Annotated in this window: 14 protein-coding genes; 7 read left to right on the top strand and 7 right to left on the bottom strand. The window is 73.8% G+C overall.

What is annotated here, in order from left to right; translation table 11 throughout:
• Positions 1-44: 44 nt before the first annotated feature.
• Together AB0D85_RS39570 and AB0D85_RS39565 are read left to right on the top strand one after the other, a co-directional pair.
• The gene (locus tag AB0D85_RS39570) at positions 45-1,298 is read left to right on the top strand and encodes a histidine kinase (protein ID WP_362331636.1); all 1,254 of its coding nucleotides are present in this window, start codon (positions 45-47) and stop codon (positions 1,296-1,298) included.
• A complete protein-coding gene (locus AB0D85_RS39565; RefSeq protein WP_362331632.1) occupies positions 1,295-2,008 on the top strand; it encodes a response regulator transcription factor in 714 nt (237 codons plus the stop codon). Before AB0D85_RS39570 ends, AB0D85_RS39565 begins: the two co-directional genes overlap by 4 nt.
• Before the next feature lie 182 nt (positions 2,009-2,190).
• Here AB0D85_RS39565 and AB0D85_RS39560 read toward each other — a convergent pair whose 3' ends face one another.
• From AB0D85_RS39560 to AB0D85_RS39540, 5 genes are all read right to left on the bottom strand, one after another.
• Positions 2,191-3,000: an ABC transporter ATP-binding protein gene (locus AB0D85_RS39560; RefSeq protein ID WP_362331629.1), complete on the bottom strand. Its 810-nt coding sequence runs from the start codon at positions 2,998-3,000 to the stop codon at positions 2,191-2,193.
• Positions 3,001-3,003: 3 nt separating this feature from the next.
• Positions 3,004-4,611: a benzoylformate decarboxylase gene (gene mdlC / locus AB0D85_RS39555; protein WP_362331626.1), complete on the bottom strand. Its 1,608-nt coding sequence runs from the start codon at positions 4,609-4,611 to the stop codon at positions 3,004-3,006.
• A complete protein-coding gene (locus tag AB0D85_RS39550; RefSeq protein WP_362331623.1) occupies positions 4,608-5,312 on the bottom strand; it encodes an ABC transporter permease subunit in 705 nt (234 codons plus the stop codon). The genes mdlC and AB0D85_RS39550 overlap by 4 nt, the downstream gene beginning before the upstream one ends.
• Positions 5,313-6,058: 746 nt before the next feature.
• Complete coding sequence (locus AB0D85_RS39545) at positions 6,059-6,853, bottom strand: ABC transporter permease subunit (protein ID WP_362331620.1); 795 nt, start codon at positions 6,851-6,853, stop codon at positions 6,059-6,061.
• An 11-nt stretch (positions 6,854-6,864) separates the two neighbouring features.
• Positions 6,865-7,845 carry an ABC transporter substrate-binding protein gene (locus AB0D85_RS39540; protein ID WP_362331617.1) on the bottom strand — a complete coding sequence of 327 codons (981 nt, stop codon included), beginning with the start codon at positions 7,843-7,845 and terminating at the stop codon, positions 6,865-6,867.
• A gap of 346 nt (positions 7,846-8,191) precedes the next feature.
• On the opposite strand from AB0D85_RS39540, the gene AB0D85_RS39535 reads away from it, so the two are divergent.
• The 3 genes from AB0D85_RS39535 (at position 8,192) to AB0D85_RS39525 (ending at position 10,554) form a co-directional block, all read left to right on the top strand.
• The gene (locus AB0D85_RS39535; RefSeq protein ID WP_362331614.1) at positions 8,192-8,758 is read left to right on the top strand and encodes a fasciclin domain-containing protein; all 567 of its coding nucleotides are present in this window, start codon (positions 8,192-8,194) and stop codon (positions 8,756-8,758) included.
• A 426-nt stretch (positions 8,759-9,184) separates the two neighbouring features.
• The gene (locus AB0D85_RS39530) at positions 9,185-9,799 is read left to right on the top strand and encodes a DUF1326 domain-containing protein (RefSeq protein WP_362331611.1); all 615 of its coding nucleotides are present in this window, start codon (positions 9,185-9,187) and stop codon (positions 9,797-9,799) included.
• The gene (locus AB0D85_RS39525; protein WP_362331608.1) at positions 9,796-10,554 is read left to right on the top strand and encodes a DUF2182 domain-containing protein; all 759 of its coding nucleotides are present in this window, start codon (positions 9,796-9,798) and stop codon (positions 10,552-10,554) included. Before AB0D85_RS39530 ends, AB0D85_RS39525 begins: the two co-directional genes overlap by 4 nt.
• Positions 10,555-10,947: 393 nt before the next feature.
• On the opposite strand, the gene AB0D85_RS39520 is transcribed toward AB0D85_RS39525, so the two are convergent.
• Positions 10,948-11,688 carry a VOC family protein gene (locus AB0D85_RS39520; RefSeq protein ID WP_362331605.1) on the bottom strand — a complete coding sequence of 247 codons (741 nt, stop codon included), beginning with the start codon at positions 11,686-11,688 and terminating at the stop codon, positions 10,948-10,950.
• A gap of 362 nt (positions 11,689-12,050) precedes the next feature.
• Here AB0D85_RS39520 and AB0D85_RS39515 point away from each other — a divergent pair, with 362 nt between their 5' ends.
• The gene (locus tag AB0D85_RS39515) at positions 12,051-12,368 is read left to right on the top strand and encodes a hypothetical protein (RefSeq protein WP_362331602.1); all 318 of its coding nucleotides are present in this window, start codon (positions 12,051-12,053) and stop codon (positions 12,366-12,368) included.
• A 183-nt stretch (positions 12,369-12,551) separates the two neighbouring features.
• Here the strand turns inward: AB0D85_RS39515 and AB0D85_RS39510 are convergent, their stop codons facing one another.
• Entirely contained in the window at positions 12,552-12,968 is a 417-nt protein-coding gene (locus AB0D85_RS39510) for an ester cyclase (protein ID WP_362331599.1), read from the bottom strand.
• Between the two features lie 274 nt (positions 12,969-13,242).
• On the opposite strand from AB0D85_RS39510, the gene AB0D85_RS39505 reads away from it, so the two are divergent.
• A complete protein-coding gene (locus AB0D85_RS39505; protein WP_362331596.1) occupies positions 13,243-13,494 on the top strand; it encodes a hypothetical protein in 252 nt (83 codons plus the stop codon).
• Positions 13,495-13,499 lie beyond the last annotated feature (5 nt).

Here is a 13,499-nt window from a genome sequence, read left to right as displayed (position 1 = left end):
GGGCGGCCGGCCGGGGAGGGTCGGGAGAGTGAGAGGAGCGCGGGGTGCGCGAGAGCGAGGGGCGCCGTCGGGGGCAGGCGTCCGCGACCGGCCGCGACGTCAGCGGTTCGCTGGCCCGCCAGTCGCTGCTCGTCGCCGCGGTCACCCTGGTCGTGGACTGCCTCGGCTTCCTGCTGACGACCGCCTCCTCCTACCCGCCGCCGTGGCGCTGGGCCGTGCTCGCGGCGATCGTCGTGGTGGACGCGGCCCTGGCCACCCCGGCGCGGATGTCGGGGGTGGTGGCCGTCGCCCAGTCCGCGGTCGCGATCGCCGGTTCCGCGCTGCTCCTGGGCAGCGGCGGTCCGCCGCGCCAGCTCAACGACGCGGGCCTGCTCATCTCCGCCTACCGGGCCGGTGCCTGGCTGGACCGGGTGCCCGCCGTGGTCTCCCTCCTCTTCCTCGCGGTCGGGGCCGTCGCCGGGCGGATCCTCGGCGAGGGGAGCATGGGACAGGGACGTATCGTGCTGGACGCCACGGCCAACGCCCTGCTGCCCTGGCTCGTCGGGCGCTACACCACCGCCCGCCGCGCCTACATCGCCGAGCTGGAGCAGCGCGCCGAGCGCGAGCGGCACAGCCGGCAGCAGGCACTGGCCGAGGCCATCGCGGACGAGCGCAGCAGCATCGCCCGCGACCTGCACGACGTGATCTCCCACCACGTCAGCGCGATCGGCGTGCACGCGGGTGTCGCCCGCCTCAAGGCGACCGCCTCCCCGGGCACCGTCGACACCAGGGACCTGGCGGGCTCGCTGAGCGCCGTGGAGACGTCCAGCCGCGCCGCCATGATCGATCTGCGCCGGCTGCTGGACTTCCTGCACGGTTACGCCCCGGACCCCACGGGAGAGGACCGTCAGCCCGGTCTGGACAACCTCGCCGAACTCCTCGACACCGTCGGCGGCGCCGGTCTGCGGGTCCGGGTGAGCGTCCACGGCGTCCCGCCCCGGCTGCCGGAGTCGCTCGACATCGCGGCCTACCGCGTCGTACAGGAGATGCTCACCAACGCGCTGCGCCACGGGACCGGCGGCACCGCGGAGGTCGAACTCCGCTACGACGACTGCGCGCTCACCGTCACCACGGCCAACCCACTCCCCGCCGGCCCCCGGGTCCGCCCGGACTCCCCGCACCGCGGCCTGCAGGGCATGCGCAGCCGTGCCGCCCTGTTCCACGGCTCCGTCACGTACGGCCCCACCCCCGACGGCACCGCCTGGACCACCACCGCCACCTTCCCGCTGGCGCCCCCCGACCCACTGGACCCCTCATGACGCTGCGCGTCCTGGTCGCCGACGACCACGCCATGTTCCGCTCCGGTCTGCGTGCCGTCCTGGACACCCAGCCGGACATCGAGTGCGTGGCGGAGGCGTCGGACGGCCGCAGCGCCGTGCACGAGGTACGACGGCTCCGCCCCGACGTCGCCATCCTCGACATCCGTATGCCGCTGCTGGACGGCCTGCGCGCCACCGAGACCATCCTCGCCGACCCCGGGAACACCACCCGGGTCATCCTGCTGACCACCTACGACCAGGACGCCTACGTCCACCGCGCGCTGCAGGCCGGTGCCAGCGGCTTCCTGCTCAAGAGCCTCCCGCCGGAGGAGCTGATCGCCGCCGTCCGGGTGGCCGCCCGCGGCGACGCCCTGATCGACCCCTCCGTCACCCGGCGCCTCCTCACCCGCCTCGCCGACGGCGTCGCCCCGCCGCCGCCCGCCGCGGCCGCTCCCGCCGACCTCGACCAGCTCACCGCGCGGGAACGGGAGGTGCTGCTGCTGCTCGCCGAGGCATGCACCAACGCCGAGATCGCCGGACGTCTCGGCATCGGCGACGAGACGGTCAAGACCCACGTCTCCCGCATCCTCACCAAGCTCAAGCTGCGCGACCGCGTCCACGCCGTCGCCTACGCCCACCTCCACGGCCTCGTCGAACAGGGCCCCGCGCCACGGCCGGACACCCGGCGCCGGCGCAGGCACGACCCCTGACCCGTCAGGTGGTCACCCGCGTGTGCCGCCGACCCGGACGGGGTCCCGGACGGGGGCGCAGACGGGGCCGCAGGCGGGAGCCGGTCACGGCACGGACGGCCGCGCCGGGCGGCAGCAGGGCGGAGACGGTGCGGGCGGCGGCTTCCTCACCACAAGCAGGGGGGCGCAGCTTGAGACGTCCCTCACCGGCCGTCCCGCTCACCCGGCTCTCCCCGCTCACCCGGCTCTCCCGGCCCTCCCGGCGGAGCGCCCCGCACCGCTCGTCCCACCGCCGTGCGCAGCGTCACGAAGGCGGGAGAGCTGCGGGTGGTGATCTGGTCCCGTTCGGTCGGCAGGGCGACCGGGAGGTCCCGGAGGACGCGGGAGCCGGGGCCCGGGGAGAGGACGACGACGCGGTCGCCGACGTAGACGCTCTCGTCGATGTCGTGGGTGACGAAGACGATGGTGGTGTCGTCGGTGCGATGGACTTCGAGGAGGAGGTCCTCCAGGTCCTCCCGGGTGCCCGCGTCCAGGGAGCCGAACGGCTCGTCCATGAGGAGCAGCGAGGGCCGGCAGACGAGGGCGCGGGCGATGGCGACGCGCTGCTGCATGCCTCCGGACAGTTCACGGGGGTGGCGCCGGGCCGCTCCGTGCAGGCCGACGCGTTCGAGGAACGTCTCCGCCTCGGCGCGCCGCGCCGCCCGTGCGAGACCCCGGCGGCGCAGCGGCAGGGCCACGTTGTCGCGGACGGTGAGCCAGGGCAGCAGCGAGCGGCCGTACTCCTGGAAGACCACCGCGAGCCGCTCCGGTACGCCGGTCACCGGTGTCCCGTCGACCGTGACCGTGCCCTCCTGTGCGGGCAGCAGCCCGGCGATGGTGCGCAGCAGCGTGGACTTGCCGCAGCCGGAGGGCCCGACCACGCTGAGGAGTTGCCCGTCGGGCACGGTCAGGCTGATGCCGTCGAGGACGTGCTGGTCGCCGAAGTGCCGGCTGACGGAGTCGAGGCGCAGCATCGCTCACTCACCCTCGTACAGGGTGGCCGTGCTGTCGGCCACCGTGACGTGCAGGAGGAAGGGGCCGGTGTCGTCGGCGCGGCCCAGTGCGTGGTCCAGGGCGGCCGGCAGTTCCCCGGGGTGCTCGGCGCGGGCGGCGGGGCAGCCGAAGGACTCCGCGAGTGCCGCGAAGTCGACGCCCGTGATGTCCGTGCCGGGGACGGGCGCGATGCCGATACGGCGGCCCAGCGAGCGGACGGCCCCGTAACCGCCGTTGTCCAGGAGGACGTAGGTGACCGGTGCCGTGTGCCGGGCGGCGGTCCACAGGGCCTGCACCGAGAACAGCGCCGAGCCGTCCCCGACCACGCACACCACCCGGTGCCGGTCGGCGAGGGCCCGGCCCACCGCGAGGGGCAGGCCCCAGCCGAGCGCCCCGCTGCCCGTGGTGAGGAAGCCGCCGCCCGACGCGACGGGCACGCGCGCGTGCAGGGCGTCACGGTGGTTCGGTGCCTCCTCGACCAGGACCCGGTCGTGCGGCAGCCGGGCGCGCAGCAGGTCGAACAGCAGGTCCGGGGTGATGCCCCGCTCGGCGCGGGCGGGGGGCGGTGCCGGTCGGGGCGGCGGCGGGTCGCGGTCGGCCGCCGCCTTCAGCAGCCCGGTGAGCCGCGCCAGCGCGGGGCGCAGGGTGGTGACGATGCTGGTGCCGGTGGGCAGCCAGGCGGCCTGGGCGGGGTCGCAGTCGAGGTGGAACAGTTCGGTGCCGGGTGGGAGCGGCGGGCCGGCGTCCGCCACGTGGTAGGTGAACACGGGTGCGCCGAGGGCGACCACCACGTCGTACGGGGCGAGCCGCGCGGAGAGTCGGCGGGCGACCGGCGGCAGGAAGCCCTGGAAGAGGGGGTGCGTCTCGGGGAAGCCGGAGCGGCCGGAGAGGGGGCTGATCCACACCCCGGCCCGGATCCGTTCGGCCAGCGCCCGGGCCTCGTCCAGCGCGTCCTCGTCGTCCACGCCCGGGCCCACCACGAGCGCCGGGCGCGCGCAGGTCTCCAGCCGGGCGGCGAGCGCGTCGAGGGCGTCCGGGTCGGCCGTGAACCCGGAGTGCACGGTACGGGGCGTGACGAGTTCGGCGGGCCGGTCCCAGTCGTCCTCGGGGACGGACACGAACACCGGGCCGCGGGGATGCGTCATCGCGATGCGGTACGCCTCGGCGAGCACGGCCGGCACATCCTCGGCGCGCTCCGGCTGGCGCGCGGACTTCACGTACGGGCGCGGGAACAGGGCGGGTTCGTCGGCGCCGAGGAACGGGCGCAGCTGGAGCAGGGAGCGTGCCTGCTGACCCGCCACGATCACCAGCGGCACGCGGTCGCGGTAGGCGTTGAAGACGGCGCCGAGCGCGTGTCCCAGGCCGCCGGCCGAGTGCAGGCCGACGAACGCGGCCCGCCGGGTGCCGAGCGCGTACCCGGCCGCCGTGCCGACGGCCACGGACTCCTGCAGCCCCAGCACATAGGTGAAGTCGTCCGGCCAGTCGCGGAACATCCGCAGTTCCGTGGAGCCCGGATTGCCGAAGACCGTGGTCATACCGGTGTCGCGCAGGAGTCGTACGACCGCCTCCCGCACCGTCGTGGCCGTCGTCATGCCGTCCTCCCTGCGGGGGATACGGGGCCGAGCAGCCGTTTCTCGACCGCCAGAAGTCCGGTGTTGAGGAGATACCCGAGCGTGCCGAGCAGCAGCAGCGCCGACCACACCGTGAGCAGGTCGGAGCGCGTCTGGGCGTCGGTGAGGGTGAACCCGATGCCGTCGGCGCTGCCCGGCAGCAGCTCCGAGAACACCATCAGGATCAGGCACAGCGAGAGGCTGAGCCGCAGCCCGGCGAAGATCCGGGGCAGCGCGGAGGGCAGGACGAGGAACCACAGCCGTTCGGGTGCCGTCAGCCGCAGCACGGCCGCCGCCTCGAGGCGCAGCGGATCGGTGGCACGGGCGCCCTCGGCCGAGTTGACCAGCACCGGCCATACGGCGCCGAACGCGATCGACGCCACCTGCATGGGCGTGCCGACGGCGAAGACGACGACGAACACCGGCACCAGCGCGGGCGGCGGCACGGCCCGCGCGAACTGGAGCACCGGGTTGCACAGCGCGTACGCCCGGCGTGAGCGGCCCACCGCGATCCCCAGGGCGATCCCGGCGACGGCGGCGAGCGCGAACCCGGCCGCCATCCGGCCGAGGCTCGGCAGGATGGTGCCGACAGCGTCCGAGGTGAGGAACAGATGACGGGCGGGGCCCGAGAACCACAGCTCACGGGCGTGCCGGGCGATCCGCAACGGCGGCGGAAAGTACACGCTGCGCTGCGCACGGGCAATCACTTCCCAGCACAGAACGGCACCGAGAAACACGGACCACCGCAGCAGAAACGGCACGGCGACGGGCCGCCCGGAGCCGGGCACTGCCCCGGACCGCCTGGAGCCCGACACCTGCGACTCCAACTGAGACTCCGGCCCCGGCTGCGGCTCCGGCTGCGGCTGCGGCCCCGGCCCCGGCCCCGGCTGCGGCTCCGGCTGCGGCTGCGGCTGCGGCTGCGGCTGCGGCTGCGAATCCCGCTCCGGCCCCGGCCCCGGATCCCGCTCCAGCTCCGACTGCGGCTCTGGCCGTACCCCAGGCCCCACCCCCAGCCTGGGCTGCGGCTCCAACTCCCGCTCCGGCTGCGGCTGCGGCCCCGGCTCCGGATCCAGCTCCGACTGCGGATCCCGCTCCAGCTCCGACTGCGGCTCTGGCCGTACCCCAGGCCCCACCCCCAGCCTGGGCTCCGGATCCAACTCCCGCTCCGGCTGCGGCTGCGGCCCCGGCTCCGGCTCCAGCTCCGACTGCGGATCCCGCTCCAGCTCCGACTGCGGCTCTGGCCGTACCCCAGGCCCCGCCCCCAGCCTGGGCTCCGGCTCCAACTCCCGCTCCGGGTGCGGTTGCTGTGCCTCAGGCCCTACTCCCACTCCCAGCCCCGGCCCCAACTCCGGCCCGGGCTCCGGCTCCGACCTCGGCCCCAACCCCAACTCCCGCTCCCGCTCCCGCTGCGGTTGCCGTTCCGGTTGTGTCATGGGTGGCTCCGCTTTGGCGGGGCCCGGTGGGGTTCGTGTGTCCAGGCGAACAGTCGGTGTTCCGCGGCGGTCAGGGCGCTGTTGATCAGCAGGCCGAGGGTGCCCGCCCACACCACCCCGGCCAGGACGTCGCGGGTGCCGTCGGTCTCGGTCTGGGCCTGGGCGATGAAGATGCCGAGGCCCTGGCCGAAGCCGGAGAGGATCTCCGTCGCGACGGCGAGGATCAGCGCGACCGCGGCCGAGATCCGCACGCCGGCCGCGATGAACGGGGCGGTGGCCGGCAGGTCCACCCGCAGCAGCACCGCGAGCCGGCCGAACCCGAAGGCGCGCAGGGTGTCCCGGGCCAGCGGGTCGGTCTCGCCGAGGCCGTAGACGGTGTTGAACAGCACCGGCCACAGCGAGGCGTACGCGATCAGCGTCACCTCCGTCCGGGTGCCCGATCCGAGCAGCAGGGACACCAGCGGGATCAGCGCGACGGACGGCAGGGGCCGCAGGAACTCGATCACCGCGCGGGCGGCGGCCTCCACCACCGGCACCGTGCCCAGCAGCAGCCCCAGCGGCACGGCGAGCGCGCAGGCGAGCCCGAGGCCGAGCGCCCACGCCCGCAGGGTCACCCCGACCCCGTCGAGAAACGCGGGATCGCCCGCCAACCTCGCGGCGCGGGCGAGGACTTCGGACGCCGGCGGCAGATAGCTGCGCCGGACGATCCCGGCCCGGGCCACCGCCTCGCAGATCCCGAAGGCCGCCGCCGCGCCGAGCAGGCCCAGCAGGAGTTCCTGACGCCTGGTCATGTCACGCCGCGTCATTTCACCAGCAGGGGTGCCGGGTCGATGGCCTTCGTCAGCAGTCCCTGGGTGCGCATGAGCCGGACGAGCCGGCCCAGGGCGGCCGGATCGGCGGTGGGCGGATACGCCGGCAGGTGGATCGACCTGGCCTGGTCCGCGGTCACCTTGGTGTACTTGGGCAGTTCGGCGCGTACCGCCGCCGGGTCCTCCGCGGCCAGCTCGGACGCCGCCTCGACGGCACGGCGGAAGCCCGCCGCCGCCTTGGGGTTCTTCTTCACGAAGGCGGCCGTGGTGATGTACCCGCTGGCGGGCAGGCCCTTCGCCGGTCCCGAACCGCCGTCGAGCAGCACCCTCGCGCCCAGCTCGCCCTGGATGGCCGTGTCGAAGGGCTCGACCGCGTGTACGGCGTCCGCCTGCCCCCGCTGCAGGGCGGCGCCCATCTGCGGGAACAGGATCTGCCGGTAGACGGGCCGCCCGATGTGCCGGGCGTCGAGGATCGCGTTCAGGGTCAGGGACTGGATGTTGTTCAGGACGGCGACGGCGACCTTCTTGCCGGCGAGGTCCGCGGGTGACTTCAGGGCGGAGTCCCCGGGCACGCGGACGTCCATCATGTGCGGGGCGATCCGTACGCCCTCGGCGAGGATCCGCAGGTCCAGGGTGCCCTTCTCGTACGCCTGGAAGTAGGTGACGTAGTTCGCGCTCGCGATGACGTCCACCTGGCCCTTGAGCAGCGCGGGCAGCGCCTGGATGCTCTGCTGCACGGGCTGGATGCGCACGTCCAGGCCCTCCTTGGCGAACAGCCCGCGGTCCCGGGCCAGATAGAGGGCGGCGGAGTCGGTGAGCGGCAGCGCCGCCACGGTCAGCTGCTGCCGGCCGTCGGCCGGGTGCGGTGTGGCGCCGTTGTCACAGCCCACCAGGATCAGCGCAGCGGCGGCGGCGACGAGCGCGGCGAGGTGTTTGGTTCGCGAACGTGATCGATGTAACCGATGTGAAGGCATGTCGGCATGACTACCCCGTTTTGTCATGATCGCTACAGACTCGGGGCGGGTTTCGGGGGCTTCGCAGCTGCCCGAACCCCGGCGCAGGTGAGCCGCGCGAGCCGGGCGCGGTCCTGCGGGGCGGGGCCCGCATCGCGTCCGGGCTTCGAGATGCGGTCACCGCCACCTGCTGGATACGCTCGCTGGGTGGCCGGATGACGATGGCGATGACGGCCCAGGGCGTGGGCCGTGGGCCGTGGCAGAGCAGCCGCCCCACCCCGCCCAGCGGCAACGAAGACGTCCGCAGTCCCAACCTCTTCAGTGTTCACGCCTCCACGGGAGGAAGGTTGCGATGAGGTTCACCCGCATGCGTACCGCAAAGGCCGCCGCCGCAGTCGTGGTCGCCGTCCCGCTCGCGCTCGGAGGTCTGGCCTCGCAGAGCCAGGCGCAGGCGGCGCCTCCTCCCGGCCCGTCGGGGATGTTCGGTCCAGGCTGTTCGGCACTCACCCAGAAGGCCAACACGGCGAAGGACCGGGTCGTCGAGGCCGCGGCCGCGTATCCGCAGCTCAGCCAGCTGGTCTCGGCCGTCGTCAGGGCACGGCTGGGCGGCACCCTCGACGGGAAGCCCGACGTCACCGTCTTCGCCCCGAACCAGCAGGCCTTCCAGAAGATGACCGCGTCGCAGCTGACCTCACTGCTCAGCAACCAGGGGCAGCTGAAGAAGGTGCTGACCTACCACGTCGTGGCCAAGCAGATCACCCCGAACGAACTCCCGCACGGCTCCTTCACGACGGTGGAGGGCGGCAAACTGACCACGTCGGGCTCGGGCACCAGCTTCAAGGTCAACGGCAAGGCGAACATCGTCTGCGGCAACATCAAGGCCGCGCACGCCACCATCTACGTCATCGACGCGATCCTCCAGCCCCCGTCCTGACCCACTCCCCGGAGGACCTGAGCCTGCCCTGCGCCGGCTCAGGTCTTCGGCATAGGGCCGAGCAGTACGGCCCCATGCCGAGGGCCAACAGGCCCAAGGAGGCGGGGAGTTCGCCGAGGCACTCGGCACAGGCGGCGGTACGGCAGAGAACCGGCGCGGTGCGAGACCGAAGGCGACGCCGCCGACCCGGGCGACCGTGAAGCCGACCCCGCCCCTGCAACGCCCTGTGCCTACGAGACCGTGGCGACGGGGGCCTGGGACGCAGAGCCGCGCCCCCCCTGACCAGCCCCGTCGCCTCCTCCACCGGCGGATCTGCGCGACGCGGGGCGTCGGGAATAGCCTGGAGAGGAGCGGCACCGGGACGTTGGACGGACCATGCCGATGCGTTCCCTTCGCCGCGCGGACGCGGAACAGGGAGGCAGAGCCATGCCCTGGAATCTGAACGGCACGTACCTGGAGAGCTGCAACTGCGACACGGTGTGCCCCTGCACCACCTCGGGTCTCACCGCACCGGCCGACCACGAGCGCTGCCAGGTGACCTTCGCCTTCCACGTGGACAGCGGGAACGTGGACGGCGTGGACGTCTCCGACCGCAGCGTCGCCGTCTTCATCGACGCGCCCCGGGTGATGGCCGACGGCGACTGGCAGGTGGCGCTCTACATCGACGCCTCGGCCGACGACGGCCAGGCGGACGCCCTCGGCAAGGTCTTCTCCGGCCGAGCCGGCGGGCCGATGGCGGCGCTCACCCCCCTCATCGGCGAGGTCCTCGGCGTGCAGCGCACCCCCATCGACTTCCGCGACGACGGCCGCCGCCACGCCGCGCGGGTGGGCGACGCCATCGACATCGAGATCGAGGACCAGGTCGCCCCGCAGTTCGGCGACGACGGTCCGGTCATGGGCCTGACCGGTATGTTCCACCCGGCGAACAGCACGCTGACGATCGCCCGGTCCACCCGGGCCACGGGCGCGGGCGTGTACGGCCGGTCCTGGGACTTCACCGGCGGCAACGGGCACTCGGCGCCCTTCGCGTGGTCCGCGTGACCGGTGGGCCGGCCACCGTCCGCCGGGGGGCGGGCCCCGCCGGGCTGCTGCTGGTCGCGGCGGCCGGCGCCTGGATCTGGGTGGTGACGGGCTGGGGCGGCATGCCGGCGATGCCCGGCACCATGGGCCTGGGCCTGCCCGCCTTCCTGGCCGTGTGGACGCTGATGATGGCCGCGATGATGCTGCCCGCCACGGCGCCCGTCGCCGCGCTGTATGCACGTACCATCACCACGCGCCGGACCTCGCGCATGGCCGTCTTCACCGTCGCCTACCTGCTGGTCTGGGCCGCGGCCGGGCTGCCGGCGTACGGGCTGGCCGCCGGCCTGGGCCGGGTGGCGGACCTGCCCGCCGCGGCGGGCACCGCGGTGGCCGCGGCCGTGTTCGCGGTCAACGGCGTCTACCAGCTCACGCCCCTCAAGGACCGCTGCCTGGCGAGGTGCCGCTCGCCGATCGGGCTGATGCTGCGCTACACCTCGTATCCGGGGCCCTCGCGCGACCTGCGTGCCGGCGCCCATCACGGGGCCTTCTGCCTGGGCTGCTGCTGGTCGCTGATGGTGCTGCTGGCGGCGTTCGGGGTGATGAACCTGTGGGCCATGGTGGTCCTGGCCGCCGTGATCACCGCCGAGAAACTCGCTCCGGCCGGCCGTCTGGTGGCCCGCGCCGTGGGGGTCGCCTCGATCGCCCTGGCCATCGCCGTCTTCTGGCTCCCGGCCCTGGCCCCGGGCCTCACGGGCACCGGCACGACCGGGATGTGACAACGGACGCCGGGCGCCGGACGACGGACGACGGACGACGGACGGCAGGCGGCCGAGCGGGGCGGCATCCGGGGCCCCGGTCCGGGGTCCGGGGTCCGGGGTCCGAGGCCCGGGGTCCGGCGTCCGAGGCCCGGGGTCCGAGACCCGGCGCCCGGCGCCCGGCGCCCGGGGTCCGGCGCCCGGGGTCCGGCGCCCGGGGTCCGGCGCCCGGGGTCCGGCGCCCGGGGTCCGGCGCCCGGGGTCCGGCGCCCGGCGTCCGAGACCCGGCGCCCGAGACCCGGCGCCCGGGGTCCGGGGTCCGAGGCCCGGGGCCCGGGGCCCGACGCCCGGCACGGCACGGCACGGCACGGCACCCAGGGTCCGGCGCCCGGCGCCCGTGTCGGTCGCAGGGCCTCAGGACAGGGCGAGGACGCAGAACTCGTGGTTCTCCGGGTCGGTCAGGCACGTCCATGGGACGTCGCCCTGGCCGAGGTCGAGGTCGGTGGCGCCGAGGGTCCGCAGCCGGGCGACCTCCGCCGCCTTGTCGTCACCGGGGTACGGCAGCAGGTCGAGATGGACGCGGTCCGGCACGGTCTTCACGTCCGGCACGCGGAGGAACTCAAGATACGGGCCGACCCCCTTCGCGGAGCGCAACACCGCGTGATCGTCGGCCACTTCGTGCAGGGTCCAGTCCGTCGCCGCGTCCCAGAACCGGGCCATGGCCCGCGGATCCGCGCAGTCGACCGCCACCGCGGCGATCGGCCCGGTGTCCCGGTAGATCTCGCGAGGCTCCAGCACGCAGAACTCGTTGCCCTCCGGGTCGGCGAGGACCGTCCACGGCACCGCGCCCTGGCCCACGTCGGCCAGCGTCGCACCGAGCGCCTCGAGACGCTCGACCAGCTCCGCCTGATGGGCCGCGGACGTGGTGGCGAGATCGAGGTGCACACGGTTCTTCGTCGTCGCCTTGGGTTCCGGGACGGGAACGACGTCGATGCCGAGGGCGACCGGGTCCGGCCAGACAAGGCCGCCGGCGGGTCCGACATAGGTGGTCACGCCGGGGCTGTAGGCACTCCAGCCGAGCGCCTCCGCCCAGAACCGGCCGACCGCCGGGGCGTCGAGAGCCTTGATGTTCACCATGACGGGTCGCAACGCCATGCCGGTGATCCTACGGGTCCCCCGAACAGACGCCCCCGTCGTTACTGAAGGCGTTGGGCCGTCCGGAGGAACCGAGGCGACGGGACCGCCGCGGCCGTCACGGACCGTCGGTCGCCGTTCCTCCTGCTCGCGGCGTGGTTCACAGGTCAGGCGGGGCCGGCGCCCGAACCCCTCGCCGGTATCGATGGTCCCTACAAGGGAGAGTTACGGATATATCTGCACTTTGTAACGCAAATCATGTCGTTGGCCGGATGTCGCCGCCGCGGACCAGAGTGAGGGACCTCGGCACCGAGCCGGGAATTCCGGAAGGCACGCCAGGCCCCCACCAGGGGCGGTGTGCACGAACGTGAGGTGACAGATCCATGTCTGTTTCTCGTACGGCAGTCCGCCTGATCGCCACCTTTGTGGCTTCGGGCGCCATCGTCGGCGCAGCCGCCCTGCCGGCCCTGGCCGTCGGAGCCGACCATGACCACGGGTTCGGAAGAAGCTACTCGCACGACCGCTGGGACGGCCGCGACCACGACGGGCACTTCCGGGATCGGGACCGGCGCCACGGCTGGGACCGGAACTGGGACCGCGACCGGCACCACGGCTGGGACCGCGGCTGGGACCGGGACCGGCGCCACGGCTGGGACAACGACCGGTACCGGGACCACGACCGCTACTTCGGCCACCGCTAGCCCGCCCCGGCGGCTGCGCCGTCACGCGGAGGCCGACCGCACCCTCCGCGCCCCGTCGTCATGGCCGGCGTGGCCCGCCACAACCCTGTAGCCCCACGGAGGGCCGAAGACCGCGAGGAACGGTCTTCGGCCCTCCGTCGTTCCCGTGTGACACCGTGCGGCCGTCCGCCCGCGGGGCCCGCCTCACGCCTCGGCCAGGCCGAGTTGGCGCAGCATGCCGAGTTCGTCGCTGCTGCCCCAGCGTTCGACGAGCTTGCCGTCCTTGTCGAAGCGGCTGATCTGCATGCCCCGGTAGCGCACCTTCCTGCCGGTCGCCGGCCGTCCCCTCAACGGTCCCAGATGCGTCCCGGAGATGACGTACGCGAAGGCCAACTCGTCGTCGGTGGCCACCAGATGCTCCACTTCGACGTGCAGGTCGGGAAAGGCCGTCCGCAGCTCGCCGAACATGGCCTTGTACCCTTCGGGCCCCGGCATCTGGCCCGGGGCGGGATCGTGGTCGACCGAGCCGGGTGCGACGATCTCGTCGAGGGCGTCGAGATCGCCGGCCACGACGGCCTCCCCGAAAGCGGTCTGCGCGGCGATGTTCGTCTGCTGGGCCATGGGCACTCCCCGGCGCGTCCCGGCCCCACCCCGGCCACCGTTCTGTCCGTCGGCCTGTCCGCCGGCCCGTCCGCTGGCCTGTTCTCCGGCTGCGGTATCCGCACCTGCGCCGTATCCCGAACGTACACCGGCCGCACGTCCCCGGCATGTCCGCTCGGCAGGCCCTCGAAGCAGCCGCTCCCGCCGGAGGCCGAGGTGCTCCTGCCCGTTGGGTCCCGGGCGGACTGGGTCTATCGTCGGAATCATGGGGCCAGGACGAGGAGGACGGCCGGTGATGCCGCAGGACGAGGCCGTGATCGGGTGCATGGGGACGGTACTCATCGGGACTCGCGGTTCCGCGGGCCCGGGCGAAGTCCTCGTCCGGGTCAGAGGCGGTTCCGAGACCTTCCTCGCCTGGTCGGAGGAGCCCCTGCCCGTGGGCGCGACGGTGCTCGTGATCGAATCACGGGGATGCCGTGAGGTCGGCGTCATCGAGTGGGTGGATCCATTGGACGCGCTCGGCGGAGATGCCGCCGAGGCCGGCTGAGGAGT

The organism is Streptomyces sp. NPDC048277 (genome assembly GCF_040652235.1).
Classification (GTDB): Bacteria; Actinomycetota; Actinomycetes; order Streptomycetales; family Streptomycetaceae; genus Streptomyces.
Note: the sequence above shows the minus strand (reverse complement) of the source record. Positions and strands in the feature narration are given on the sequence as shown.